Here is a 25,062-nt window from a genome sequence, read left to right on the forward strand (position 1 = left end):
TGACCGGCGGGAGCCGGTCGGGTCAGTCGGCCACCGTGAGAACGGTGCCCGCACCGACGGTCAGCCCGCCTTCCCGGATCGCGAAGCCGAGCCCGGGCTCCAGCGCCACCGCCTTGCCCAGCTCGACCACCACGTCCACGGTGTCGCCCGGCTGAGCGGCCACCGAACCACCGGGCTCAGCCGGCAGCAGCGTCATCTCACCGGGCACATCCGTCGTCCGCAGGTAGAACTGCGGCCGGTACCCGGACGCGATCGGCTTGCGCCGCCCGCCCTCCTCCGCGGTCAGCAGGTAGACGCGGGCGGTGAAGGACCGCTGGGCCCGCTGGCTGCCGGGCGCCGCCAGCACCATGCCGCGCCGTACCTGCTCGCGCCGGACCCCGCGCAGCAGCACGGCCGCGTTGTCACCGGCCTCGCCCCGCTCCATCGTCTTGCCGAACGTCTCCACGCCCGTCACGACGGCGCTGAGCCCGTCCCCGAACCCGATCGCCTCCACCGTGTCACCGACCCGGACCGTGCCGCGCTCGATGGCCCCGGTGACGACCGTGCCCCGGCCGGTGACCGTGAGCACGTTCTCGACCGGCATGAGGAACGGCGCGTCCACGTACCGCACGGGCACGGGGATGTGGTCGTCCACAGCCTGGAGCAGCGCCTCGATCGACGCCGTCCAGACCGGGTCGCCCTCCAGCGCCCGCAGACCGGACACCCGCACCATCGGGACGCCGGTGTAGCCGTGCTCGGCCAGCAGATCCTGCAGCTCGAGCTCGACCAGGTCGATCAGCTCCGGGTCCGCGCCGTCGGCCTTGTTGACGGCCACGACCAGGTGCTCGACCCCGACCCGCTTGGCGAGCAGCACGTGCTCCCGGGTCTGCGGCATGATCCCGTCGTGCGCGGACACGACCAGGATCGCGCCGTCGAGCTGCGCCGCCCCCGTGATCATGTTCTTCACGTAGTCGGCGTGGCCGGGCATGTCCACATGGGCGTAGTGCCTGGTGGCGGTCTCGTACTCGACGTGCGAGATGTTGATCGTGATCCCCCGCTGCGCCTCCTCGGGCGTGCGGTCGATCCTCTCGAACGGCGTGTACGTGGCCTGCCCCCGCTCAGCCAGCACCTTCGTGATGGCAGCGGTCAACGTGGTCTTCCCGTGGTCGACGTGCCCCATCGTGCCGATGTTGAGGTGAGGCTTGTTCCGTACGTAGGCCTGCTTGGCCATGATTCCTTCCCGACATACCTGGAAATTTCGTGACCCGTCCGGGCCGACAACCTCCCCCCGCCGGGTCACCTCAGGGACATACGGGAAGAGGTCAACGCTCCAGGCCGTCGCAGACACGCTCAAGCACACCCGGCACCGCGGGCGTCGCAAGGTGAGCGTGCAGGAACATGAGGAACATGGTGCGACCACCAGCACGCAACCGCAACGGAATATTCCGCAGGCGCGCCGGCACGCAGTCGCAGAGGTAGCCGTAATGCGCAGGCCCTCCCCGAACGGGGTGTCCAGGCGGCGATGGCGGACGCGGTTGAGCCGGACCACATCGACTGGCACGGCCCGCCAGGTCTTCCGCACACCCGCCCGGCGGCGCGGCCGTGCGGCGTGGATTCGGTGCTCAGGCCTGTCGGGGGGAGCGGATCAGTAGGGTGGCAAGTGCTTCGTCTGGGCCGACAGTGCTGTAGATGTGTGGGACGTCGGCCTGCCAGGAGATGTGCTCGCCTGGCGCAGCCAGCATGGGGGCGTCGGCCGGGCCGGCGCGCAGCACGCCCGCGTAGACCGTGACGTGTTCGGTCACGCCGGGGGCGTGCGGCGGCGAGTGTTGCACGACGCCGGGACGGACGCGCATGCGCAGCAACTCGAACGTTGCGGTCGGCTCCTCGAAGACCTCGAGCAGTGTGGCCGTTACGGCGGCGCCGGGCACGCGGACGGCCTCTGTGGGCGGTGCGCCGGGCTCCAGAACCAGGGCCGTCAACGGTACGCCCAAGGCTCCTGCCACCGCGTAGAGCGTCTCCAGCGTCGGGTTCCGGGTGCCCAGTTCCAGGCCGGACAGGGTGGCCTTGCCGATGCCGGCGCTGCGGGCCAGCGCCGACAGGGAGATGCCGCGGGCCTCCCGCAATCGCCGCAGCCGGCTCCCGATATCCGTACCACGGCCGTCCACCCGGCAATCCTTGCATTCCGCCGCCGGGCTTGTCTCGCGGTGGCCACGTGGTTATGGTTCGTTCCGTAAACGGAACAATTGAGAGTCTGTCGACACCGAGGAGTGGGCGTGCGGGTGCAGGCCGTCATGGCGGGGCTGGTCAGCGCGGTGGTCGGCTACGCCAGTTCGTTCACCGTCGTGCTCGCCGGGCTGCGTGCTGTCGGGGCGACACCGGGGCAGGCCGCGTCCGGGCTGCTCGCCCTCTGCTGTGGCGTCGGGGCGGTGGCGGTCTTCCTTGGTCTGCGGTACCGCATGCCGATCAGCATCGCCTGGTCCACCCCCGGCGCGGCGTTGCTGGTGGCGACCGGTCCCGTGCCCGGCGGCTTCCCGGCCGCGGTCGGCGCGTTCATCGTCTGCGCCGGGCTCATCGTCCTCGCCGGCCTGTCGCCCTGGCTGACCCGGTCGATCGCCGCCATCCCGCGTCCGATCGCCGGTGCCATGCTGGCGGGCGTCATCCTCAGTCTGTGCACCGCACCGGTCCGCGCCGTCGTCGACATCCCGCTGCTGGCCGTGCCCGTCGTCCTGACCTGGGCGGTGTTGCAGCGGTACCTGCGGCAGTGGGCCGTTCCGGGCGCGCTCGTCGTGGCGGTCATCGCCATCGCGGTGAACGGGACCGGCAACGGCCTGTCCGGCGCGGCGCTGCGGCCCGCGGTCGAGTTGACCAGCCCGACGCTGAACCCGTCCGTAGTGGTGAGCATCGCCATCCCGCTGTTTCTCGTCACCATGGCCGCGCAGAACGTCCCCGGTATGGCGGTCATGGCGACATACGGGTACATGCCGCCCCTGCGCCCGGTCCTCGTCGCGACCGGCCTGGCGAGCGCGGCGGCGGCGCCGTTCGGCGGTCACGCCGTCAACCTCGCCGCGATCACCGCAGCGCTGACCGCCGGCCCGGACACCCACCCTGACCCCGGCCGCCGGTGGATCGCGACGGTGGCCCTCGGCGTCGGGCAGCTGACACTCGGCCTCGGCGCCGGCCTGGCCATGGCTCTGGTGCTGCTGTCCCCACCCGTGCTGGTCATCGCGGTGGCCGGACTCGCGTTGCTGTCGGCGCTCGGCTCGTCGCTGGCCGGCGCGGTGACCGAGCCGGAGGGACGGGAGGCCGCAGTGGTCACTTTCGTGGTCACCGCGTCGGGGATGACGATCCTGAGCGTCGGCGCGGCGTTCTGGGGCCTGGTCGCGGGCGGCCTGACCGCACTCCTGCTGCACAGGCGACCACCGTCGCAACAGCAAGCGTCATCCACCGCGGAAGCCGGGGCGGAACGTCCCGAGGGCCGGGTGGCCGGCATGTCGGCCGATCAGCCATCGTAAACGTCTCGGCGTCCGGGGAGTTACACCGAGTGTGGAATCACGGGCGACGTTCAGCAGGCTTGGCCGTCAGGTCTGATCCTTGGGGGAGGAGTTCACTTCTGGCGGGGCCTCACGCTTACCCGGGATCGAAGGCGACTTCTCAAGAGGGCCCCGCGCGCCGAACTCCTTCCGAGCACCCTTGAGTAGGTCGTCACCGGACCAGATCTGCGCGATGCCGTTGCCAGCGCGGCGACCACGGTCTTGCCGGTGCCGGTGGCCATGACGACCAGGTTCCGCGACCGATCGTGGATCTCCGGCTCGGCGGCGAGCCCGTCGAGGATCTCCTGCTGGTACGGGTAGGGACGGACGTCGGCGTGCGCGAAATCGAGCACGACCGCCCGGCCGCCGGTCCGCTCGGCGGACAGGGCACGGTTGAGCCGCTCGGCATCCCGCGCCGGATCGCAGGGCTCGAACGAAGGATCGCCCCAGTAGTCGTCGAACGTGGCGGTGAACGTGTCGATCAGGTGCGGCTGATCGGCCCGTACGCGCTGCCGGAGTCAGGCCATGGAGGTCCACATCGCCACTGCGTCTTGGGATGTGGCCAGATTCTAAAATATCGTTCTAGTATCGCCTCAGAGGAATCCCGAGCCGGCAAGGGCCCCAGGAAGGACAGCCATGGGCGTACTGGAAGGCAAGGTAGCGGTCGTCACCGGAGCGAGCAGGGGCATCGGCGCCGCGATAGCCGTACGGCTGGCGGCCGAGGGTGCGAAGGTGGTTGCCGCCGCCCGTACCGTCGAGGCGTCGCAGAGCCGGCTCGAAGGGACGATCGGCGACACCGTCGCGCGGATCGAGGCGGCCGGTGGCACCGCCTTCGCCCATGCCACCGACCTGTCGCGCGAGCAGGACAGACAGGCACTCATCCAGGCGGCCGAACAGGGGTACGGCGCGGTCGACATCCTGGTCAACAACGCCGCGGTCACCTACTTCACGCCGGTGTCGGAGTTCACCGACCGCCGCTACGAGTTGATGTTCGAGGTGCAGGTCAACGCGTCCTTCCACCTCGCCCAACTGGTCATACCCGGGATGCGGGAACGCCGTGAGGGCTGGATCCTCAACATCTCCTCCATCGCCGCCCGCCACCCGAGGTTCCCGCCCGGCCCCCACGCCGGCCGCGGCGGCACGGTGTACGGAATGTGCAAGGCCGCCCTCGAACGCTTCACCACGGGCCTCGCAGCCGAGCTCTATGCCGACAACATCGCCGTGAACGCGCTGTCGCCCAACAGGGTCGTTCCCACCCCCGGCACCCTTTTCCACCGCCTCACCACCGACGACGACCCCAACGCCGAGTCTCCCACGATCATGGCCGACGCCGCCCTGGCTCTGTGCCACCGCCCGGCCGCGGAGCTCACCGGCCGCATCGCGTACTCCCAGGACCTGCTGGCCGAGCTCCAGGACGGCTGACGCCGAGATTGTCGGTGGGGTGGCCGGCTGTCGCCGGCACGACCGACGCCTGGGACGGGGCACGTGCGGCGGATCGATGCCGAGGACGCCGACGCCGTTGAGTGGCCGGCTGCCTATGGATCGCGGATGCGCTTCGTCCCCAAGGGATGACGGTTCGCTTCGGGCGGCGTCCGGGGTGACGAGCCGTCACGGCCAGCGGCCGCACTTTCTCGCTGCTCGCATCGAGCCTCTGATGTCTCAGCGGGCTGCCGTCAGGGGCGGCAGCCGATGGCCCGGAGCTCGTCGTCGGCCTCCTGCTCCCGGCCCGGCAGCAGGCGCGCGGCGGCCCACGCGCTCTGCTCCGCATTGCTCGCTGGTCGGCATCCGTATGGCCCGACTGAATGCACGGCAGCAGCTGTGCGATGTTGCAACTGGTCAGCCCTGCAGCGTAAAGCTGCTGGTAGAAGCGGACCCGATCGACGTCGGACTCCTGGTAGACCCGCTGACCGGCAGGTGTCCGCTCCGCCCGGAGCAGGCCCTGTCTCCTGCCTCTGACGTCAACGTCAAGTTTCAGATCACACGGCGACGTTCGCGCGAACCGCTCGTCACGTGATCTCCACGCCCGCCTCGCGGAGGACCGCAGCGGCCCCCTGCCACGGAGACGAAGCCGGGTACCAGGGGCGCGTCGTGTGGGTCAGCCCTGGACCTTCATCGGACGTTGGCGAGCTGTGGGTACAGGAGCGCAGGGTCCTCGCCGAGGCGCGCCTTCCACTGCCGCGTTTGTTCGTCGCCGAGCACCTCCATGGCGCCCGCCTCGACGCCGTCGACCGCCTCGTGTCCCGCACCTCGCCAACCCGCGCTCCGCAGGTTGAGCTGCGCCGGATCGCGACCAATGGCATCCACGCCAACGTGGCCACGGCCGGCACCGGTCCCGCGGTCGTGCTGCTACACGGCTTTCCGCACACCTGGCAGCTCTGGAGCGAGATCATCGGCCCGTTGTCCGCGCAGTACCGGGTCATCGCCCCGGACCTGCGCGGGTTCGCTTCACCGGCTCAGACGGAGCAGTTGGCGCCGCCATTCTCGCCTTCGTGCTGCGGGCGTTGGCCTGCGGGGACCGGTTCTCATGGAGTTCTCAGGTGAGCTTTGTGGCACTTTGGGCCGAGTTTTATGAACATGGGGACATGGAGCGCGTGCCGCAGGAGGCTGGTGCGGCCGAGGCTCAGGGAGCTGTGGCCGGGAGGGCTCGGCGGTTTGTCGTGGTGGGCGGCGCGCTTGTCGTCGTGGCGGTGTTGGCGTACTGGCTGGGAAGCAGCGGCGGGAACGGCGAAGAGGCCGCGCCCAGACCGAGCGTGACGCCGACGCCCAGTACGGCGCTCACGGTGCCCGACGTCTTCAAGAGGGTCGGGCCGTCGGTGGTGGTCATCCGGGCCGGGGAGTCGCTCGGCACTGGGGTGATCGCGGCCGAGGACGGGACGATCCTGACGGCGCACCACGTCGTCAAAGGTGCCAAGGGCAAAGGCGCCACGGACGTCACCGTGACGTTCGCTGACGGCACCAAGTCGAAGGCCGTTGTCGCGTCGTCGAATCCCAAGCGCGACGTCGCGACCCTCAAGCCCGCGAAGCTGCCGGAGATCGTCGTCCCGGCGACGCTGGGTGGCGCCGTGGCCGTGGGCGCGCCCGTCGTGGCGATCGGCAATCCACTGGGCCTGACCTACAGCGTCTCCACCGGCGTCGTGTCGGGCCTGAACCGGACCACCGAAGACGGCGATCGCGACCTGGGCGGGCTCATCCAGTTCGACGCCTCCGTCAACCCGGGCAGCTCCGGCGGTCCCCTCCTGGACGCTCGTGGCCTGGTCATCGGGATCGTCATCTCGATCGCCGACCCGGGCGGCGACGAGGCATTCGCCGGCATCGCGTTCGCGGTGCCGATCGGCGCGGCCCTGGGTGGTAGCGAAGGTGACGGCCCGCCGGGCGATGGGCCGCAGATATGACCGAGCTGACCGAAGCGTCACGAGAAGGAACATCATATGGCCCCGACCAAGTCCCCCGATTCGGCTGGTCCGCTCGAACAGGTGCTGTTCGAGGTCAAACGCACGATCGTCGGGCAGGACGTGCTGCTGGAGCGCATGGCCGTCGCCCTGATCGCCGACGGTCACCTGCTGGTGGAGGGCGTGCCGGGCCTGGCCAAGACGCTGGCGGTGAGGTCGCTGGCCGCCGCGATCGCCGGGAGTTTCCAGCGGGTGCAGTTCACTCCCGACCTGGTGCCCGCCGACCTGGTGGGCACGCGGGTCTACCACCAGCACTCCGGGGAGTTCAAGACCGAGCTCGGCCCGGTGTTCGCGAACCTGCTGCTGGCCGACGAGATCAACCGCGCCCCCGCCAAGGTGCAGAGCGCGCTGCTGGAGGTGATGCAGGAGCATCAGGTGACGATCGGCCGTGAGACGTTCCGGGTGCCTGAGCCGTTCCTGGTCATGGCGACGGAGAACCCGATCGAGTCGGAGGGCACCTACCCGCTGCCCGAGGCGCAGGTCGACCGTTTCATGATGAAGGTGGTCGTCGACTATCCGACGCAGGCTGAAGAGCAGGCGATCGTCGAACGGGCGCTGCGTCCGCCCGAGCCGCCACAGCCGATGGTGACGTCCGAGGACCTGATCGCGATGCGGGCCCGCGCTCAGCAGGTGTACGTCGATCCGGCGATCGTCGACTACGCGGTACGGCTGGTCTCCGTGACGCGTTCCCCCGCGACGGCCGGGCTCGGCGAGCTGGAACGGTACGTCACCTACGGGGCGAGCCCGCGGGCGTCCATCGCGCTCGTCACGGGCGCCCGGGCGCTGGCGTTCCTGCGCGGCCGCGACTATGCCCTGCCGCACGACCTGTCCGAGCTCGCGCTCGACGTGCTGCGCCACCGGCTCGTGCTGTCGTATGAGGCCCTCGCGGACGACGTCGACGCCGACACGATCATCACCAGGGTGCTCGGGGCGGTCCGGGCGCCCGACGTCGTCCTGCAGAACCGCTGAGCTGCCATGGCCACCGCCCCAGAAAGGCTCCTGCTCCGCCTGGAGTGGAAGGTCGTCCGCAGGCTGGATGGCCGGCTCCAGGGCGCCCACCGCACCGCGCACCGCGGCTCCGGGATCGACTTCACCGGGTTGCGCGCCTACGGCGACGGCGACGACGCCCGGCACATCGACTGGAACGTGACTGCGCGGCTGGACGAGCCGCACCTGCGTGTGTTCACCGAGGACCGCGAGCTGACGGTGTGGCTCGTGCTCGACCGGTCGGCGTCGATGGCGGCAGGCCGGCCGGGGCGCGGCAAGCACGACGTACTCGCCGAGCTCGCGCTCGTCCTGGCCCGGCTGTTCGGCCGGGGCGGCAACCGCGTCGGCGCCCTGCTGTTCGACACCGGGATGCTGCGCGTCGTGCCGCCCGGCACCTCCCGGCGGCACGCGCTGCGCATCGGCGCCGAGCTCGAACGCACCTCCGAACGCACCGCTGGGGCGCGCGGGGGAGCCACCACCGACCTGGCGGAGATGCTCGATGCGGCCGGACGGCTCGCGCGCCGCCGCGCACTCATCGTCGTGCTGTCGGACTTCATCGGCGACGGCGACTGGGAACGCTCGCTCCAGCGCCTGGCCCGGCGGCACGAGGTCGTCGCCCTGCGGATCGTGGACACCGCCGACGACGTGCTGCCCGAAGCCGGGCTGATCGCGGTCGAGGACGCCGAGACCGGCGAGCAGCTCGTCGTCGACTCCGTCGACCCGCTGCTGCGGGTCCGCTTCCGGGAGGCCGTCGACGCCCGCGACGCCCGGCTCGCGGCGGGCATGCGCCGGGCCGGGGTGCCCGTCCACCGCATCGACACCGACCGCGATCTGGCCGAGGCGCTCGTCGAGGTCGTCGCCCGAACCCGGGACCGGTCGCCATGACCGGAGTCGTCAACGGACGCGGAGGAGGCTCATGACCCTGTCCTCCCCGCTGCTGCTGGCCGTCGGACTGCTCGTCACGGCGGCGCTCGCCTGGGCGGCCGTCGTCTCGGCGCGCCGCCGGACGGCCGCGCTCGCCGCCGCCGGCGTCGCCGTGCCGGGCGGCCACCGGGCGTACCTCGGCATCGGCCTGACGATCGCCGGCGTCGCCGTGCTCGCGATCGCCACCTCCGGACCGGCGGCCATGGTGCCGGTCCCGCGGACCGCGGGCACCGTCATCCTCGCCATCGACGTCTCCAACAGCATGGGTGCCGACGACGTCGCGCCCACCCGGCTGGCGGCCGCGCAGCGGGCGGCCCGCGCGTTCGTGGCGGCGCAGCCCGACAGTGTCGACATCGGAGTCGTCGCGTTCGAGCGGGGCGCGCTCACGACAGCACGGCCCGACGCCGACCACTCCATCGCGCTCAAGGCCATCGACCGGCTGAAGATCACCGGCGGCACCTCGCTCGGGGCGGCCATCACGGCCTCGCTGACGGCGATCACCGGCAAGCCGGTGGCCGTCGGCCGCGACGGCGCCGCGCCCGACATCGGCTACTGGCCGTCGGCGACGATCGTGATGTTCTCCGACGGCCAGAACCAGGGCGCGGACGTCGAACGGGCCGCAGCCGTGGCCCAGCGGGCGGGCGTCCACATCCACACCGTCGGGGTCGGCACCACGGCCGGGGCGACGGTGCAGGTCGACGGCTACCACCTGCAGACCTCGCTCGAACAGGACACCCTCACCTTGATCGCGCAGACCACCGGCGGCGCCTACCACCCCGCCTCCGACACTGCGCGGCTCGACGGGATCGCCGACACGATCGATCTGCGGCTCACCGTCTCCGACGAGCCGCTGCCCCTCGCCGGCGCCCTGATCGGGCTCGCCCTCGCGCTGCTCACCGCCGGAGCGGCGGTGTCCGTGCTCCGGTCCGGACGGGTGATCTGAATGTCGTTCTCATGGCCGTGGGCGCTGCTGTCCGTGCTGATCATCCCGCTGATCTTCGTCATCCGCGAGTGGGCGCGGCGCCGCCGCCGGCGCTCCGCCGTGCGCGTCACCTCGATCGCGCTCGTACGCAGCGCCCTGCCCGGCCGTACGCGCTGGACGCGGAAGATCCCCGCGGCACTGTTCGTGGCCGGGCTCGCGCTGCTCGCGGTCGGGGCCGCGCGACCGCAGGCGTCGGTGCCGGTGCCGCAGACCTCGGCGACGATCCTGCTCGCGCTCGACACCTCCGGCTCCATGTGCTCCACGGACGTCGACCCCAACCGCATCACCGCCGCGAAGAAGGCCGCCGCTGACTTCATCGAGTCCCAGCGGGGCGGGCCGCGGATCGGCCTGGTCACCTTCGCGGGCACAGCGGGTCTGCTCGTCCCTCCCACCGACGACACCAAGTCGCTGATCGACGCGCTGGACGGCCTCACCGTGTCCCGCGGCACCGCGATCGGGCAGGCCATGCTCACCTCGATCGACGCGATCGCGGAGGTCGACGCGTCGGTCGCCCCCACCGGCGCGAACCCCACCGGCATTGGCGGGGGAGGCTACGCCGGTGCCGCGATCGTCGTGCTCACCGACGGCGCCAACACCCAGGGCGTCGACCCGCAGACCGCCGCCCAGCAAGCAGCCCTGCGCCGCGTCCGCGTCTTCACCATCGGCTTCGGCACCACCAACCCGGCCCCGATGGTCTGCGACAACTCCCAGTTCGACGGCCGCGGCTTCGGCGGCTGGGGCGGCGGCGGCCGCGGCGGATTCGACAGCGGCCGCAACGTCCGCATGATCGACGAGCCCGCACTCAAGCAGATAGCCCAGACCACCGGCGGCTCCTACCACCGCGCCGAGAACGCCGACCAGCTCCAGAGCGCCCTCGACGCCCTCCCCGGCAGCTTCACCGTCATCCGCCAACGGGTCGACACAGCCGCCGCCTTCGCCGCCGGCGGCGCCATCCTCATCACCGCGGCCCTGTCCCTCTCCCTCTGGTGGAACCGCCCCCGGACCCCGACCCGCTGACGGTATGTGTAGCCGAAGCGCCTCAGCCGTCCCCGCCGGTTCCCGGCCGTCAAACCCGCACGGGTTCAAAGGTCATGGCGGGAGCACCTGCGCACACGCGGCATTCTCGCGGTCATCCCCGTCCCGGCCGACCGGCAGGCCCATCGCCTACGTCCCCGGCAGCTCGGGCGGCCGGACGCCGTCTTCAACCGCGAGACGTACAAGCCGCGCAACTCCTTCGAGATCCAATCGGTTCGCGGGTTTCCGGACTACCAGAGACTGTCGCCGATGTAGACCAGATGCGGATCGGCGAAGAATGATTTCACCAGCGCGGGCATCTTCTGTAACCGTCGCAGTGCGCCTACTGCGCGATCGGCAGCGTGGCCGTGTTCATGGCCGCCAGCTCGCTTCCGTCCACGGTTCCGGACACCGCGAACCAGGTCGGCTGGCCGGCATTTGTCTCCACGGTCAAAGGCGTGGTGGCCGCCCAGCGACGCGAACGCTCTCGCATCCGCAGTGAACGACAACGGCGCTGGGATGTCCCCCGGCCCGGGCAGCGTGATCACGCCACCCGGTGAACGTTCGTGGTCACCGCACTAGACTAGGTGATCCGGGTGAGATCGATGATCACGTAGTCGTCGCCCAGGGGATAGGCGACCAGATTGTTCGCGCTGATGCCCGGCTCCACGCTGCGGCTGCCCTTCCCGTTGGGGGCCAGGCGCAGGCCCAGGTCCCCGGACTTGCCTGTGGCCAGGTCCAGCAGCAGCTGCCGTCGTACGCGCTGGTCCAGAGTCCACACGGTCATGAAGCGGTCGTAGGCGAGGCCCATCATGGCCGGCTGCTGGACCTGCCGTTCGTGTGAGCCATCGCGCAGGCGATAGAAGGGCTTGTCGTCCGCGGCAATGCCCACGCACGTCGTCACACCGCAGCGGACGTACTGGTCTCCGGGACGTACCAGCGCCTTGCTCGTCTCTCCGGTTTCGACGTTGCGGATCTCCTCGAAACTGGGCTCGTTGTCCGGTGTGTACTCGCCGGGGGTCCCCACCCACGGCCAGCGCAGGATGTGATGGCGTTCGGCGTGGGCGACCGGGGTCACAGCGCCGCCTGTCAGCGGGAGCGTGAAGACGCCGCCTTCCATGACGGAGAAGGCCAGCCTGTCGCCGACGACCACCATGGTGTCGGCACGACCCTCGACCGGGGCGTCCGTGGGGATGGGCGCAGGCTCCCCACCCGCGATTGGCACCGACCAGAACGTGGTCCGCGTGTCGTCGATGGTCTGCCAGACGATGCGGTCCTGGCCCGCCGCGTAGTTGGAGGCGTATACGCCCTTCGGGGTGCGGATGTCCGCGATCTTCCGATGCCCGCCAGTGGTGAGGTCGTAGGCGTAGATCGCGTCCGCCTTCTCGAAGCTCTCCCAGGTTTCGAGGAGGACGGTGTGGTCGTCGATGAAGACGCGCGGCTGGTACTTCTTGACGCCGGGCAGCTTCGCCGGGATCTTCCATACGGCCTGCGGCCACACCTGGTCGATAGGTCTGGGAGCGGGGGCGCGGGTCGTCGCGGCGGACGCCGAAGGCGTGGCGACCGGGTCCAGCACCACCGGGGCGTTGTCGCCCTGCCCCCGCACCGCCCATCCGACGCCGCCCGCCACCACGACGACGGCGAGGGCCGCAGCCACGGCATGGCTACGCCCCCGGCGACGGCGCGACCGGCCGACGATCTGCGCCGGGAATCCAGCCGGCACCTGCGGCGCACCCTCGGCCCCGCGCATGATGACCCGGTGGAGATCGTCTTCCAGATCCTTCGTCACGGGACGTTCCTCTCAGCAGATGTGGTGCGGGCCTGCGGCCTCGTCATGCGGTCGTGGCCGGCGGGTGTGGGACGGGCCTTCGTGGGCGACGCGCGGCGCGCGGCCATCTCCGAACGCAGCCTCGCCAGTCCGAGTGAGGCATGGCTGCGAACGGTCCCCTGAGAGATCTTGAGCAGGTCGGCGATCTCGGCGTCGGCCAGCTGCTCGTAGAAGCGGAGCACGAGAACGGCGCGCTGCTTGCGCGGCAGCCCGGCCAAGGCGTGCCAGAGATCCTGGTCGCCGTCGGAGGGCAGGGTGTCGTGGAGCGGGACCTCCGGTAAGGCCCACGACAGGCGCTCGCGCCGCCTCAGCCGCCACCGGCTGATGTGCAGCCTGGCCATGATCACCTTGGCGTAGCGCTCCGGGTCCTCCTTGCTGCGCACCCGCGCCCATGCGCGGTGCAGCCTGATCAGGGCCTCCTGCGTCAGGTCCGCCGCGTCATGGGGGTTGCCGCTGAGCGCGTAGCCGTAACGCATGAGCGCGTTGGCCCGCTCGGCGACGAACTCCGTGAAACGGGAGTCGTCTTCCACTTGTCGTCTCCACCCTCTCCCTGGTCTGTCATCTCACAGACGGGGATGGGGTGCGTTTTGTTGAAGAACATCCGCAACTCCAAGAAAAACCGCGATTCCGGCCCAGATCCTGGCGGCGTTGCAGGCGTGTGCGGACGCTGCGGGGAAGATCGGCTGAACGGTGAGCGTGGACTCCACCATCGTCCGGGCTCACCAGCATGCGGCCGGAGCACGCCGACAAGGTCACCCGCAGAAGGAGCCGCCCGCACGGGCGCGCAGTGAGCGGGCCGATCACGCGCTCGGGCGCCCGCGCGGCGTAACCAGTGGCTCTCAACGCCTTTGAAACTCGACCTAGGCGGTATCCGGGCCGTAGAGCGCGGCGATGTCCTTGGCGGTGGCCCACCGGCTGTAGGTGGGCGACTGCGGCCAGCCGTCGGGCGAGTCCTGCCACTCTTCCTGCCGTCCGTACGGCAGCAGGTCGATCAGCGCGAAGGTGTGGCTGAGCTGCTCGGTGCCCCGGCCGTCGGTGTGCCAGGTGCGATAGACGGTGTCTCCGTCACGCAGGAACACGTTGACGGCGAAGCCTTCGCCGGGCGGTGCGCCGACGTCGGTGCCGAACGGGCTGTTCGCGGTGGAATACCAGGCCATCTTGTTCCCGACCCGCCGCTTGTAGGCGAGTGCCTCGTCGATCGGGCCCTGGGTGACGATGACGAACCGGGCATCGTAGTTGTCCAGGAACTCCAGCCGGGTGAACTGGGAGGTGAACCCCGTGCAGCCCGGGCAGTGCCACTCCTTGCCCGGGAACCACATGTGGTTGTAGACGATCAGCTGCCTCCTGCCTTCGAAGATGTCCGCCAGCCGAACCGGTCCGTCCTCGCCCTCGAGGGTGTAGTCCGGCATCCTCACCATGGGCAGGCGGCGGCGCTGGGCGGCGATGGCGTCGAGTTCCCGGGTCGCGGCCTTCTCCCGGGCACGCAGTGCTTCGAGCTGACGTTGCCAGGTGTCGGCGTCGACGACGGGCGGTAGTGCGTTTGTGCTCATGGGTCCCTCACTGATCATGTGCGGCAGCTTGCCGTGTGCAGGGGTAGACCTGGCCCGGTCGCCGAATTCATCGGTGGCCGGTCAATCCGTTCGGGAAAGCTACGGAACGAGAGCGCACACAGCCGCCCCCGGATCGCGTTCGGCGTGCACCGAGCGCATGTCGGCTGCCAGGCCGGCGCAGACGAAATGCCCCAGGTGCCACGGGCCGCTATGGCGGTACTGGTTCCGCCGGCCGGTCGGGTGCGACTACGTGGAGCTCCAGTTACCTCTCCGTCATCCACGGCCAGCGAATCTGATGGCGTCGGGGCCGTCTTTCACGCCGACCTGCCGGCCGACGTCGTCGGCTTCGGCGGCGTCCAGCACCGCCTGCATCAGCCCGGGAAAGCGCGTCTGCAGCTCCTCCTGACGCAGGAGAACGAAGCAGCGAGTGCCCTCCTGACGGGTGCGCGTCAGCCCGGCATCACGCAGCACCCGCAGGTGATGGCTCAACGTCGACTTGGCCACCGGCGCTCGCAGCTCTCCCCAGCCGCGCTCGCGCCCGTCGGCCAGCACGCGCACCAGCCCGACCCGGATGGGATCACTGAGCGCGGCCATCACCGCGGTCAGCGTGATGTCGCCCAGCTCAGGGTGATGTGCATGCTTCATCCCCCCATGCTAGCGTGTTCGATGTTTCACGAACATCGAACGATGGGGGGATCGCGTGTCAGACCAGTTCGTGAGCCGTCTGCGGGAAAAAGCCGTGATCGTGACTGGAGCCGGGTCCGGGATCGGCCGCGCCACTGCGATCGCCTTCGCCCGTGCCGGAGCACATGTGCTTGGGGTCGGGCGCCGCGCCGACGCCCTGCAGGACACGGCGGCCCGGCATCCCGGCATCGCCGTCCTCGCTGCCGACATCACTGCTGCAGGCGTGCCGCAGGCCGTGATCGAGGCGGCGACCGGCCGATGGGGGCGGCTGGACGTTCTGATCAACAACGCGGGAGCCACCGCGGTGATGCCACTGGCCGACACCGACGCCCAACGCGTCAATGACCTGCTGGCCCTCAACGTCACCGCGCCCAGCCTGCTTGCCCGTGCCGCGCTGCCGCACCTGCGTGCAGTACGGGGGACGATCGTCAACGTCTCCAGCACCTATGGTCACCGGCCGCTGCCCGGCGCGGCCCACTACGCCGCGTCCAAGGCCGCCCTGGAGCAGCTCACGCGCAGCTGGGCGCTCGAGTTGGCCGCCGAAGGCATCCGGGTCAACGCGCTGGCCCCCGGTCCCACCGAGAGCCAGGCCCTGGCCGCCGCCGGCCTGCCGGACACCATGGTGGAAAATATCAAACAAGACGAGATCGCCCGCATCCCGCTCGGCCGCCGCGGCGATCCCGAGGAGGTGGCCGCCTGGATCGTGCACTTGGCCGACCCAGGCGCTACCTGGATCACCGGTCAGGTCCTCACCGTCGACGGCGGACTGGAACTCGTCTGAGCCGTGAGTGTGGCTGTCATGGCGCGAAGTTGATCGTGGCGGGGATGCCCTGGCGGGTCATCTTCGCGCAGGGGGATGGCGCGGACGCTTGGGCGAGAGCGGGTCATGGGCGGTGCCAGTGCCGCAATTTGTCGGGGTTCAGCACGATCCATACGGCGGTGACCTCACTCCCGGCAATGCTCAGGACGGCCACCGCCACGGCCTGGCCCGCCCGGCGCAACACCAGGCCGTTACGGCCGTTCACGGGCTCGACGGTCAATATGGTGCCGGGTTGGCCGGTCAGGAGAGCCGTGACGAAGTGGGCGACCGCGTCTGCGCCGTGGGTCGGGTGAATCGCGGCGCGCACCTTGCCGCCGCCATCGCTCACGACCATCGCGTCGGCGGCCAGGATCGCTTTCAGGGCAGCCGCCTGTCCCGTCTCGCACGCTGCCGCGAATCGGCGCGCGACATGATCATGCCTGTCGAGCATGGCCTGGTCGTGACGGAAATGGCGCTGCACCGAGCCGGTGACAGGGGCGGGCCGGTGAACCGGGACGCGGGCAGCGGGCGCTGCGGCCCGGCCGGGTTCCGGTGTGCCGATGGCGGCTCGGACCGTGGCGGCAGAGGCGAGCAGCTCCAGGCAGATGCCTCCGGCGACCCGCGTCAGCCAGGCGCGTGGCACCGCGATGCCGGCGCGTTCTTCATCGTTGAGGGCGTACCAGCGGCGGTAGGTCTCCTCGACGATCCGGTCAGCCGTGATCTCCGAGCCGAACATCCACAAGGCGATCTCCAGCAGGTGCTGCCGTTCGTCCAGCATCTCTGCCAGCGAGGCGGCGGCTGCCCCGGCACCCGTGCCGGTCATGGCCGGTCGTCCTCGCCGGCCTCGTGACGAGGCGAGGGTGACGGGGAGCGGGGAGGCTGCTTGTCTTGTTTCCGGGCCGTGGAAAGGCCTGCGTGGGCACCGGCCATCGGGATCGTTCGCACGTTGTCCTCCATTCTGCTGTCTCGCCAGCTAAGACCGGGGAGCCCGTCCTGTTGTGACTTCTCCAGCGCGCTTCAGGCGGGCCGGGCCGCGGTGATCTTGGCGGGGTTCATCATCCACAGCACTTGGTCGATGCCCTGGTCGGAGGCGTTGACGGTGAGGACGGTGAACACCTCCCCGTCGCGGCGCAGCAAAGCCGCTGTCTGCCCGTTCACATTGGCCCATTCCACCTCGACCCCGGCCCAGAACCGGTCCGCGAACGCTCTGAGGTACTTCGCCACCCTGAACGCGCCCACCACGGGGAAGCGGGAGGCGCGTACGGCGCCACCGCCGTCGGAGTAGCTGATCACGTCTGCCGCGAGGATTTCCTCCAGCGCGGCGAGGTCGCCGACGCGGGCGGCGGCGACGAAGGCGGTCAGCAGCCTGCGCTGTTCGGCTCCGGTCACCGGTGCGCGGCGCTCGGAGACGAGGTGTTTGCGGGCCCTGCTGACGAGTTGCCGCACCGCGGCCTCGGTGGTCTGGATGATGTCGGCGATCTGCCGATAGGGGTAGTCGAAGGCTTCTCGCAGCACGTAGGCCGCGCGTTCAGTGGGTGAGAGCCTTTCCAGCAGGAGCAGGACCGCGAAGCTGAGGGCTTCGCCTCGCTCGGCGCCGAGGTGCGGGTCGGCGCTGGTGTCAACGGGTTCGGGAAGCCACGGGCCGATGTAGGTCTCGCGGCGGACCCGCGCGGACTGCAGGGCGTTGATGGCGAGGCGGGTGGTCGCCGTCGCCAGGTACGCGCCGGGGTCGGCCACGGTGCTGCGGTCGCAGGTCTGCCAGCGCACCCAGACGTCCTGTACGAGGTCTTCGGCTTCGGTGGAGCTGCCCAGCATGCGGTACGCGATTCCGAACAGGCGCGGCCGCACGCTCGCGAAGACCGCCGCGGCCTGGTCGAGATCCTCCGGCCCATGGTCCACCGGTCCGTTGTCTCCCATGATGATCGCTTCCGTTCCGCTGGCAGATAGACGAGTTCGACGAAGGCGGAAGCAGCTTGTTCGAGCGTGCTCGCCTGTTCCTAGAGGCCTGGATGCATGTTCACGCCACCGGAGGCGGCCGGTTGGCGGTGGTCACGGGTTTGCCTTTCCGGTGTTCAGGGCGGCCCTGAGCACCTGGATGGCCTGGGCGGTGGCCGCTCGCGCGGCGTGGGTGTCGCGGACCGGGTTGAGCATCATGAAGTCGTGCAGGATGCCGTTGTAGCGCACGCTGGTGGTGGGTACGCCGGCCTCGGTGAGCTTGCGGGCGTACGCCTCGCCTTCGTCGCGCAGTACGTCGTTCTCGTCCACGATGACGAACGCGGGCGGCAGCCCGGCGAGGTCCTGCAGGGACGCGCGCAGCGGTGAGGCGGTGATCTCGGCGCGCTGGGCGAGGTCGGTGGTGTAGGCGTCCCAGAACCAGGCCATGGCCCTGGCCGTCAGGAACGGGCCGTCGGCGAACTCGCGGTAGCTGTCGGTGTCCTGGGCGGCGTCGGTGACCGGATAGTACAGCGACTGGTGCACGAACCTCACGTCGCCGCGGCGCTTGGCGAGGATGGTCAGCGCGGCGGTCATGTTGCCGCCTACCGAGTCGCCCGCCACGGCCAGGCGGGACGCGTCGAGCCCCTCGTCCGCGCCGTTCCTGGTGATCCACTGGGCGGTGGCGTAGGCCTGCTCGATCGCGACCGGGTAGTGGGCCTCGGGGGAGCGGTCGTACTCGACGAAGACCACAGCGGCGTTCGCGCCGACGGCGAGCTCGCGCACCAGCCGGTCGTGGGTGCCGGCGTTGCCGAGGATCCAGCCGCCGCCGTGCACGTACAGGATCGCGGGCAGTGTGCCGGACGCGCCGGCGGGCTTGACGATCCGCACCCGCACGTCGCCGGCCTCGGCCCGCACCGTGATCCACTTCTCGTCGACCTCCGGCTTGTCGACCGGGGCGGCCTGGATGTCGTCCAGCACCTTGCGCGCGCCGTCGGGACCCAGCTCGTACAGGAACGGGGGTTTCGAGGTCGCGTCCGCGATCTCCTGCGCCGCCGGCTCCAGGATGTGCCTGCTCATGATGTTCTCCTCTCTTCCCGGTGAGTCTGCTCACCTCCACGGCTCTGCATTTCCTCGCGGAAGTCAATCTTTCGGTGGGTTCCGTCGCACAGCGGTTTGTTGCCGGAATGGCCGCAGCGGCACAGCGTCATCCTGTTGCGGGTCTGCAGAGGCAGGCCGTCCGCCCGCAGGACCGGCACTCCACCGGTCATCCACAGTGCGCTGGCCAGTCCGTTCTCCTCCTCAAGGACCGAGATGGCCTGCGGGAGGTCGGGCTCGATGGAGTCACCGCCGCGTTGGAGGGCATAGCTGTACGACCCGGAGGGGCAGTGGTCGATCCGGCCCATGACGCTGGAGCGGACGTCGCTGTCGCCGGTGTCGGCGAGCATCTCGGCGATCGGCCTGGTGCGCCCGATGCAGAACGCGGCGTGGATGCAGAGCTCCCCGACCCGTTTGGGCCGAGACGCCCACGCCGTCGTGGACATGCTGAAGCTCCTCGTACGGCCGGACGCCGGCGGTTTCCGTACCGTCGAACCCGATCAGGGCGTGTGTCCCGTCGCAGAAAGGCTTGGAGCCCGAGCGGCCGCAGCGACACAGCGCGTAGGTGTCCTCGGTCGCCAGCGTGTCGCCGGTTTTCCAGGTCAGCGCGTGGTCGTCCGCGGAGACGATCTTGCGTTTGCGTCTGAGCGGGACGGCGCCGTACACGACGTATGGGCCGTCGGGGAGTACGACGATCCGCTGCCGCTCGCCGATGCTCCACCGGCGTAGCTCGGGTGCCACGTATTCGAAGGTGGGGCCCGCTGTCGTGCCCCTCCTCGTCGGGCATCCGCATCAGGGCCTGGGCCTGGGCCTTGAGCGCGTACATCGTGCCCGTGGCGACCGCGAGCAGCTTCGGGCTCCCGTTGAACGCCTGCTCGAGCAGATGCAGGATCGCGCAGTAGGTGTGGTTGAACTCCTCCTGCGCGGTGCGGATCTCGCTGCCCGGAGCGTGGTCGGCCAGTCGCGGATTGCGCCTCATAGGACGTACGCCGGCCAGGTCCACGGAGACCGCCTCGCCGGTGGGCCCGGATTGCGGGGTGTCTCCCCGCCGGTAGCGCCGGCCGGCCTTGAGCTCCTGGAACCGGTAGTAGTGCGCGACCTCGTCCCGTTCGGGATGGAAGACGTCCTGGTCGCCGTCCCAGACCTCGCCGCGGGCCGTGCCCTCGCCCTGCTCGACGATCTCCTCCAGCGCGGTCAGCGCGGAGGCGAGGCCGTCGACGGCGATCAGCCGTCCGGCGGTGTGCCGGAAGTGGGCGGCGCTCACCTGGCGGGCCGGGTCGCCGCAGAAGACCTCCTGCTCGCCGAGCCGGTCGCACAGGTGGCGCAGGCCTTGCTCGATCGCGTAGTAGAACTGCCTGATCGTCTCGTAGCCGTCGCCCTCCGCCGGAGCGCCGGGGGGTGCCGGCTGCTCGATCCGCAGGAACATCTCGAGGGCTTCCGGCCCGAAGGGAACCAGCGACAGCTCCAGCGAGCGGTCGCCGTGGGGCAGAGGCCGGGGATGCGGCGGCAGCATCCGCGGTGTGTCCAGCCGCGGGCGGCCGCCGACGGCGTTCAGCAGGTTCGCGGCCAGCGCCAGGTGGAGCATCTCCTCGGCGAAGACGCTGCCTACCACGTCTACGGCTTCCGGGTTCCGCTCCGGGTCGAGCGAGTACAACGCGCACAGGTACGGCGGCAGGGTCGCGTGTTCGAGCTCGATCGCCCACTGGAGGTGCTCGCGAAGGCTTTCGAGGGTGTCGATCCGTGCCGGTGCGACGGCGGCAGGCAGTTCTGGGTGGTTCACGAATTCTCGCTCCGGCTGTCGTAGGGATCTGGCGGCCTCAGGCACGTCCGCCAGATCCCGGGTCGTCTTCCAGCGCCTCGACCGCGCCGAGAAGGCCGCGGAGGCCGACTTCCTCGCGCTGGACGTCGGCCGGATCGAACAGCCACTCGGTGACCGGCAGGCGCATGGCCTCCTCCGGATGGCTCGACTCGGCCATGGTCAGCTCCGCTACGACCTCGACCTCGAGTTCGTACAGAGAGTCGTCGTCCCCGTTGGGGATGGTCATCTTTCCTCCGTGCCGCCGATTGCCAGGATCCTGTACGCCGGGGCATCGGTTGGCCTCCGGTCGCCAGCTATGACCGGGCAGCCCTCCGGTCTGTGACAGCTCCAGCGAGAAAGTCTTCGACGCGGCAAGGCCGCGGACATCCGACAGCTGCGGGCGTCTCCCATGCCCTCACAAAGCCGTCCGGCTCCCGGGGCGGGAACTAGGCTCTAGTCGTTTTCAGGTGGAGATGATCGACGCCGTCAGTGATACGGGAATCGGAGGACGGGGAAGTGAGTCACACGGAAATGATCATGTCGTCGCGGTCTTTCCTCGAATATCGGGCGATGTTCGCGATCGACGACCTTGACCTGGACGGTGTCACTCTCGACTGCGGTGGCGGCGCGTCCAGCTTCGTCGCCGAGGCCAGGGCGATGGGGGCCCGCGCCGTGGCGGCGGACCCGCTGTACGCGCGTGGCGCCGCCGTGCTGGCCGAGCGTCTGTCGGCCGACCTGGAGCAGGGCAACGCGATGATCGGCGCGAACGCGGACCGGTTCGTGTGGGAGTGGTACGGCTCGGCGGAACGACGCCGGGAGATGCGCCTCAACGCCAGGAACGACTTCATGGCCGATATTCGCCGGCGGCCCGGCTCGTACCTCGCCGCCGGCCTGCCGCACCTCCCGCTGGCTGACGAAAGCGTCGACATGGTGCTGTGTTCACACCTGCTCTTCACCTGGGCCGGGCAGTTGGACCGGGAGTGGCACCGGGCGGCGATCATGGAAATGAGCCGGGTCAGCCGGGGCGAGGTCAGAATCTTCCCCCTCGTCCGCCTGGGTGACGGTGAGCCGGTCGCCTTCCTCGGCGCACTTCAGGCGGATCTGCGGGCCGAAGGTCTGGTGTGCGCGGTGCGCAAGGTGCCTTATGAGTTCCAGCGCGGCGCCGACCACATGCTGACCGTTCGCCGTTGACGTCAAGCCGGTCCAGGCGGACCCGGCCGCGGCGACCGTGGTCACAGTGAGGCGCGGGCCCGGTCACGGCAACGGTGGGTCAAGAATCATCGCAGGTCATCGGTATTACGCTGGCCAGGTGGGGATGGATGCTGATATGGCCTCACCTGACATGACACTTCCGGCGATTGTCGTGATCGACGCCGCCGGCACGGTGATCGGATGGTCCCAGGCCGCGGAACAGCTCTTCGGATATCGCGCCGCCGAGGTCCTCGGCCGTTCCAGCACGGTCGTCATGTCCGGCGGCCTCGAGGCAGGCGACCAGGAACAGTGGTACAGCCTGGTCGAGGCCCGTCACCGCGACGGCGGCAGCTTCCTCGTGCGGGTCGGAGGCTCCCGGCTGCTCACACCAGGGGAGACAGCGGCCTGGCTCCTTTCGGCGACGCCGGCGAGCGCTGCGGTCCCCGGGCGAGCGGGCAGGCTGCTGGAGCCGATCATCAACCGCTCCCCGCTGGCAGTGGCCGTTTGGGACCGTAACCTCCGATGCCTCTGGCTGAACCCCGCGGCGCAGCGCCTGCGGACGGTCTTCCCCCACTACGAGGTCGGCCGCTCGCTGGCGGAGCCCCTGCCGGGGGTCGACACCGAGGCCGCTCAGGAGGCGATGCGGACAGTGCTCGCCGAGGGCGTCCCCATGATCGACCGCGAGGAGATCTGGACCTCGGCCGACCAGCGCGAGGAGCGCACCCTGTCGACCTCACTCTTCCGCCTCGAAGGCCCGGACGGCCGCCCATTGGGCGTGTGCACGCTGACCATTGACCTCAGCAACAGCCGGGCGCGTAGCCGCCTGGCCCTGATCCGCGAGGCCAGCATCCGGATCGGGAGCACGCTCGACGTCCAGAAGACCGCACAGGAGCTGGCGGAGCTGGCGGTGCCGGTCCTCGCCGACTACGTCACGGTCGATCTCGCCGAATCGGTCCTGCCGGAGGACGCGCCCCTGCAACGGCTGTCCGCCACGGACGTGAGCATCCCCGTGTTCCGCCGCGCGGGCGTGGCCTCGGTCCATCAGGGGTGCCCCGAATCCCTCTGGCCGCTCGGGGAGGCGGTCTTCGTCCCTCCGTCGTCCCCCTTCACCGAGGTCCTGGCCTCGGGCCGGTCCTACTTCGAACGCGTGCTGGACACCTCGCCCGGCACCTGGCTCGACCAGGACCCGGAGCGGGCGGAGATCATTCACGACACCGGGATGCACACGCTGATCATCGTTCCGCTCAAGGCCCGCGGCGACATCCTGGGCATCGCCGTGTTCGTGCGCAACGACAACCCGGTGCCGTTCACCAAGGACGACCTGATTTGCTCGGAGGAGCTCGTCGCCCGCGCCGCGCTGAGCCTCGACAACGCCCGCCAGTACACTCGTCAGCGCACGGCCGTCCTGGCGCTGCAGCGCAACCTCCTGCCGCGCCGCCTGACCGGCACCGGCGCCCTCGAGGTGGCCTCGCGCTACCTGCCCTCCGGCATGCACGACGCCGTCGGCGGCGACTGGTACGACGCGATCCCGCTGCCCGACGGCCGGGTCGCCCTGGTGGTGGGGGACGTGACCGGGCACGGCATCAACGCCGCGGCGACGATGGGACGGCTGCGCACCGCCGTGCGCACCCTCACGTACATGGGCCTGCCGCCCGACGAGCTGCTCGCCCACCTCGACGACCTGCTCGTACGCCTCACCGAGGAGGACGCGGGTCCCGACGGCTTCCCACTCGACCCCACCGGAGCCACCTGCGTGTACGCGGTCTACAACCCGGCCACCCGGCGCTGCACCATGGCCGGGGCCGGGCACCCGCCGCCCGCGGTCGTGACCCCGTCCGGCGACGTCAGCTTTCCCCGCCCGCCCAGCGGAACCCCGATCGGCCTGGGGCTGGGGTCGTACCAGTCGCTCGAGCTCGAGCTCGCCGAGGGAACGCTGATCGCCCTCTACACGGACGGCCTCATCGAGACCCGCACGGCCGACATCGAAGCGGGCATGGACCGCCTCGGCGCCGCCCTGGCCCAGGCCGCGCTCCCGCTGGAGAACTTCTGCACCTCGGTGATCCGCACCATGGTGGGCGAGGCCCAATCCGAGGACGACATCGCCCTCCTCGTGGCCCGCACCCGCGTGCCCTGAGTCGCCGCCATGAGAATGCGCGCTGGCCCGTGGCGTTTCTGTCGGTGGCGCTGCCTAGGCTCGGGGCATGGCGAAGGTCCATCAGCTCACCCGCCGCGACGCGCGGCGGGTGGCCGTGCGCGCCCAGCTGCTGCAGCAGGAGCGCCCCGCCGACCTGCTGTCGACGGGGCGGCAGCTCACGCTGCTCCAGCTCGACCCGGTCAACGCCGTCGCGCCGAGCGCCGATCTGGTCGCCTGGAGCCGGCTCGGATCGTCGTACTCGCCAGGCGACCTGCGCGCGGCGCTGGACGATTGCCGTCTGATCGAGCTTCGGGCCATGGTGCGCCCCGCCGAGGACCTCGCGCTCTACCGCGCCGAGATGTCCGTGTGGCCAGGGAGTGGCGAGCTCAAGGACTGGCAGGAATACCGCCGCGACTGGGTCCTGGCCAACGACCGCTGCCGGCGCGAGATCCTCGACCGCCTGCGAGAGGCCGGGCCGCTGACCTCTCGCGAGCTGCCCGACACCTGCGAGAAGCCGTGGGGCTCCACCGGCTGGACCAACAACAAGAACCTCACCCAGCTGCTCGAGTTCATGGTGCAGCGGGGGGAGGTCGCGGTCGCCGGTCGGAAGGGGCGCGATCGGCTGTGGGACCTCGCCTTCCGGGTTTATCCGGACGATCCGGTCGTTCCGGCGGAGGAAGCCGAGCAGGAGCGGGACCGCCGGCGGCTCAGTGCGCTCGGGATCGCCCGGCTGCGCGGCCCGGAGTGCCCCGTCGAGCCCGCCGTCGTGGGCGAGGCGGGTGAGCCGGCGGTCGTCGAGGGCGTCCGGGGGGAGTGGCGGGTCGAGCCGTCGCTGCTCGACGAGCCCTTCCACGGCCGGGCCGCGCTGCTGTCGCCGTTCGACCGCCTGGTGCACGACCGGACCCGCACCGAGGAGCTCTTCGAGTTCGACTACCAGCTGGAGATGTACAAGCCCGCCGGGAAGCGGCGGTGGGGCTACTTCGCCCTCCCGGTCCTCTACGGCGACCGGCTGGTCGGCAAGGTCGACGCCAAGGCCGACCGCAAGGCCGGCGTGCTGGTGGTGAACGCCGTTCACCAGGACGTGCCGTTCACCCCGGCCATGACTGCGGCGATCGACCAGGAGATCGCCGACCTCGCAGGCTGGCTGGGGCTCGATCTCCGCCGCGCAAGTTGAGTGGAACCA

At 70.4% G+C, this 25,062-nt stretch carries 25 protein-coding genes and 3 pseudogenes; 13 read left to right on the forward strand and 15 right to left on the reverse strand.

Translation table 11 applies throughout. The annotated features are described in order from the left end of the window. Positions 1 to 22: 22 nt before the first annotated feature. A complete protein-coding gene (gene tuf, locus ACQPWU_RS25225; protein WP_433444180.1) occupies positions 23 to 1,210 on the reverse strand; it encodes an elongation factor Tu in 1,188 nt (395 codons plus the stop codon). Positions 1,211 to 1,601: 391 nt separating this feature from the next. Then, on the reverse strand, positions 1,602 to 2,144 hold the full coding sequence (locus ACQPWU_RS25230; protein WP_433444181.1) for a helix-turn-helix domain-containing protein: 543 nt from the start codon (positions 2,142 to 2,144) through the stop codon (positions 1,602 to 1,604). Positions 2,145 to 2,252: 108 nt separating this feature from the next. On the opposite strand from ACQPWU_RS25230, the gene ACQPWU_RS25235 reads away from it, so the two are divergent. Next, positions 2,253 to 3,491 (forward strand): benzoate/H(+) symporter BenE family transporter, encoded by a 1,239-nt coding sequence (locus ACQPWU_RS25235; protein WP_433444182.1) that lies wholly within the window; start codon positions 2,253 to 2,255, stop codon positions 3,489 to 3,491. Between the two features lie 92 nt (positions 3,492 to 3,583). On the opposite strand, the gene ACQPWU_RS25240 is transcribed toward ACQPWU_RS25235, so the two are convergent. Further along, a complete protein-coding gene (locus tag ACQPWU_RS25240; RefSeq protein ID WP_433444183.1) occupies positions 3,584 to 3,862 on the reverse strand; it encodes a DEAD/DEAH box helicase family protein in 279 nt (92 codons plus the stop codon). Positions 3,863 to 4,145: 283 nt separating this feature from the next. Here ACQPWU_RS25240 and ACQPWU_RS25245 point away from each other — a divergent pair, with 283 nt between their 5' ends. Then, positions 4,146 to 4,931 (forward strand): SDR family NAD(P)-dependent oxidoreductase, encoded by a 786-nt coding sequence (locus ACQPWU_RS25245; RefSeq protein ID WP_433444184.1) that lies wholly within the window; start codon positions 4,146 to 4,148, stop codon positions 4,929 to 4,931. Here ACQPWU_RS25245 and ACQPWU_RS25250 read toward each other — a convergent pair. Continuing rightward, the gene (locus tag ACQPWU_RS25250) at positions 4,876 to 5,553 is read right to left on the reverse strand and encodes a MerR family transcriptional regulator (RefSeq protein ID WP_433445286.1); all 678 of its coding nucleotides are present in this window, start codon (positions 5,551 to 5,553) and stop codon (positions 4,876 to 4,878) included. The genes ACQPWU_RS25245 and ACQPWU_RS25250 overlap by 56 nt on opposite strands. 137 nt (positions 5,554 to 5,690) lie before the next feature. Between ACQPWU_RS25250 and ACQPWU_RS25255 the strand changes: the two genes are divergently transcribed. The 6 genes from ACQPWU_RS25255 to ACQPWU_RS25280 are packed head-to-tail and all read left to right on the forward strand — an operon-like array spanning position 5,691 to position 10,868. Continuing rightward, complete coding sequence (locus ACQPWU_RS25255) at positions 5,691 to 6,050, forward strand: alpha/beta fold hydrolase (protein ID WP_433444185.1); 360 nt, start codon at positions 5,691 to 5,693, stop codon at positions 6,048 to 6,050. After that, positions 5,999 to 6,901 (forward strand): S1C family serine protease, encoded by a 903-nt coding sequence (locus ACQPWU_RS25260; protein WP_433444186.1) that lies wholly within the window; start codon positions 5,999 to 6,001, stop codon positions 6,899 to 6,901. Before ACQPWU_RS25255 ends, ACQPWU_RS25260 begins: the two co-directional genes overlap by 52 nt. Positions 6,902 to 6,937: 36 nt before the next feature. After that, on the forward strand, positions 6,938 to 7,927 hold the full coding sequence (locus ACQPWU_RS25265; protein WP_433444187.1) for an AAA family ATPase: 990 nt from the start codon (positions 6,938 to 6,940) through the stop codon (positions 7,925 to 7,927). A gap of 6 nt (positions 7,928 to 7,933) precedes the next feature. Continuing rightward, positions 7,934 to 8,830, forward strand: a complete 897-nt coding sequence (locus tag ACQPWU_RS25270; protein ID WP_433444188.1) for a DUF58 domain-containing protein — start codon at positions 7,934 to 7,936, stop codon at positions 8,828 to 8,830. A 31-nt stretch (positions 8,831 to 8,861) separates the two neighbouring features. Next, positions 8,862 to 9,812 carry a VWA domain-containing protein gene (locus tag ACQPWU_RS25275; protein WP_433444189.1) on the forward strand — a complete coding sequence of 317 codons (951 nt, stop codon included), beginning with the start codon at positions 8,862 to 8,864 and terminating at the stop codon, positions 9,810 to 9,812. Beyond that, the gene (locus ACQPWU_RS25280) at positions 9,813 to 10,868 is read left to right on the forward strand and encodes a VWA domain-containing protein (RefSeq protein ID WP_433444190.1); all 1,056 of its coding nucleotides are present in this window, start codon (positions 9,813 to 9,815) and stop codon (positions 10,866 to 10,868) included. 580 nt (positions 10,869 to 11,448) lie between these two features. Here ACQPWU_RS25280 and ACQPWU_RS25285 read toward each other — a convergent pair. After that, positions 11,449 to 12,654, reverse strand: a complete 1,206-nt coding sequence (locus tag ACQPWU_RS25285) for a hypothetical protein (protein ID WP_433444191.1) — start codon at positions 12,652 to 12,654, stop codon at positions 11,449 to 11,451. Continuing rightward, positions 12,651 to 13,223 carry a SigE family RNA polymerase sigma factor gene (locus tag ACQPWU_RS25290; protein WP_433444192.1) on the reverse strand — a complete coding sequence of 191 codons (573 nt, stop codon included), beginning with the start codon at positions 13,221 to 13,223 and terminating at the stop codon, positions 12,651 to 12,653. The genes ACQPWU_RS25285 and ACQPWU_RS25290 overlap by 4 nt, the downstream gene beginning before the upstream one ends. 166 nt (positions 13,224 to 13,389) lie before the next feature. Between ACQPWU_RS25290 and ACQPWU_RS25295 the strand changes: the two are divergent. Beyond that, positions 13,390 to 13,518: pseudogene (locus ACQPWU_RS25295) on the forward strand (IS5-like element ISMt1 family transposase); the annotation flags it as partial. A gap of 35 nt (positions 13,519 to 13,553) precedes the next feature. Here the strand turns inward: ACQPWU_RS25295 and ACQPWU_RS25300 are convergent. Beyond that, a complete protein-coding gene (locus tag ACQPWU_RS25300) occupies positions 13,554 to 14,243 on the reverse strand; it encodes a DUF899 domain-containing protein (RefSeq protein WP_433444193.1) in 690 nt (229 codons plus the stop codon). Between the two features lie 273 nt (positions 14,244 to 14,516). Further along, on the reverse strand, positions 14,517 to 14,888 hold the full coding sequence (locus ACQPWU_RS25305; RefSeq protein WP_433444194.1) for an ArsR/SmtB family transcription factor: 372 nt from the start codon (positions 14,886 to 14,888) through the stop codon (positions 14,517 to 14,519). Positions 14,889 to 14,943: 55 nt separating this feature from the next. On the opposite strand from ACQPWU_RS25305, the gene ACQPWU_RS25310 reads away from it, so the two are divergent. After that, on the forward strand, positions 14,944 to 15,708 hold the full coding sequence (locus ACQPWU_RS25310; RefSeq protein ID WP_433444195.1) for an SDR family NAD(P)-dependent oxidoreductase: 765 nt from the start codon (positions 14,944 to 14,946) through the stop codon (positions 15,706 to 15,708). Between the two features lie 103 nt (positions 15,709 to 15,811). Here the strand turns inward: ACQPWU_RS25310 and ACQPWU_RS25315 are convergent, their stop codons facing one another. The 7 genes and pseudogenes from ACQPWU_RS25315 to ACQPWU_RS25345 all read right to left on the reverse strand — a co-directional run bounded on the left by ACQPWU_RS25315 (position 15,812) and on the right by ACQPWU_RS25345 (position 20,801). Continuing rightward, complete coding sequence (locus ACQPWU_RS25315; RefSeq protein ID WP_433444196.1) at positions 15,812 to 16,549, reverse strand: hypothetical protein; 738 nt, start codon at positions 16,547 to 16,549, stop codon at positions 15,812 to 15,814. A 194-nt stretch (positions 16,550 to 16,743) separates the two neighbouring features. Beyond that, positions 16,744 to 17,643 carry an RNA polymerase sigma-70 factor gene (locus ACQPWU_RS25320; RefSeq protein WP_433444197.1) on the reverse strand — a complete coding sequence of 300 codons (900 nt, stop codon included), beginning with the start codon at positions 17,641 to 17,643 and terminating at the stop codon, positions 16,744 to 16,746. 132 nt (positions 17,644 to 17,775) lie between these two features. Beyond that, complete coding sequence (locus tag ACQPWU_RS25325) at positions 17,776 to 18,738, reverse strand: alpha/beta hydrolase (RefSeq protein ID WP_433444198.1); 963 nt, start codon at positions 18,736 to 18,738, stop codon at positions 17,776 to 17,778. After that, positions 18,735 to 19,202 (reverse strand): CDGSH iron-sulfur domain-containing protein, encoded by a 468-nt coding sequence (locus ACQPWU_RS25330; RefSeq protein ID WP_433444199.1) that lies wholly within the window; start codon positions 19,200 to 19,202, stop codon positions 18,735 to 18,737. The genes ACQPWU_RS25325 and ACQPWU_RS25330 overlap by 4 nt, the downstream gene beginning before the upstream one ends. A 70-nt stretch (positions 19,203 to 19,272) precedes the next feature. Next, a pseudogene (locus ACQPWU_RS25335) lies at positions 19,273 to 19,497 on the reverse strand (CDGSH iron-sulfur domain-containing protein); the annotation flags it as partial. 385 nt (positions 19,498 to 19,882) lie between these two features. After that, a pseudogene (locus ACQPWU_RS25340) lies at positions 19,883 to 20,581 on the reverse strand (ferritin-like domain-containing protein); the annotation flags it as partial. Then, complete coding sequence (locus ACQPWU_RS25345) at positions 20,574 to 20,801, reverse strand: hypothetical protein (protein WP_433444200.1); 228 nt, start codon at positions 20,799 to 20,801, stop codon at positions 20,574 to 20,576. The pseudogene ACQPWU_RS25340 and the gene ACQPWU_RS25345, both read right to left, overlap by 8 nt. Positions 20,802 to 21,091: 290 nt before the next feature. Between ACQPWU_RS25345 and ACQPWU_RS25350 the strand changes: the two genes are divergently transcribed. The 3 genes from ACQPWU_RS25350 to ACQPWU_RS25360 all read left to right on the forward strand — a co-directional run bounded on the left by ACQPWU_RS25350 (position 21,092) and on the right by ACQPWU_RS25360 (position 25,053). Further along, complete coding sequence (locus tag ACQPWU_RS25350) at positions 21,092 to 21,745, forward strand: methyltransferase (RefSeq protein WP_433444201.1); 654 nt, start codon at positions 21,092 to 21,094, stop codon at positions 21,743 to 21,745. A 151-nt stretch (positions 21,746 to 21,896) separates the two neighbouring features. Then, entirely contained in the window at positions 21,897 to 23,879 is a 1,983-nt protein-coding gene (locus ACQPWU_RS25355; protein ID WP_433444202.1) for a SpoIIE family protein phosphatase, read from the forward strand. 67 nt (positions 23,880 to 23,946) lie between these two features. Beyond that, positions 23,947 to 25,053 carry a DNA glycosylase AlkZ-like family protein gene (locus ACQPWU_RS25360; RefSeq protein ID WP_433444203.1) on the forward strand — a complete coding sequence of 369 codons (1,107 nt, stop codon included), beginning with the start codon at positions 23,947 to 23,949 and terminating at the stop codon, positions 25,051 to 25,053. The last annotated feature ends 9 nt before the right edge of the window (positions 25,054 to 25,062 follow it).

Source organism: Nonomuraea sp. CA-141351 (genome assembly GCF_050944675.1).
Classification (GTDB): Bacteria; Actinomycetota; Actinomycetes; order Streptosporangiales; family Streptosporangiaceae; genus Nonomuraea.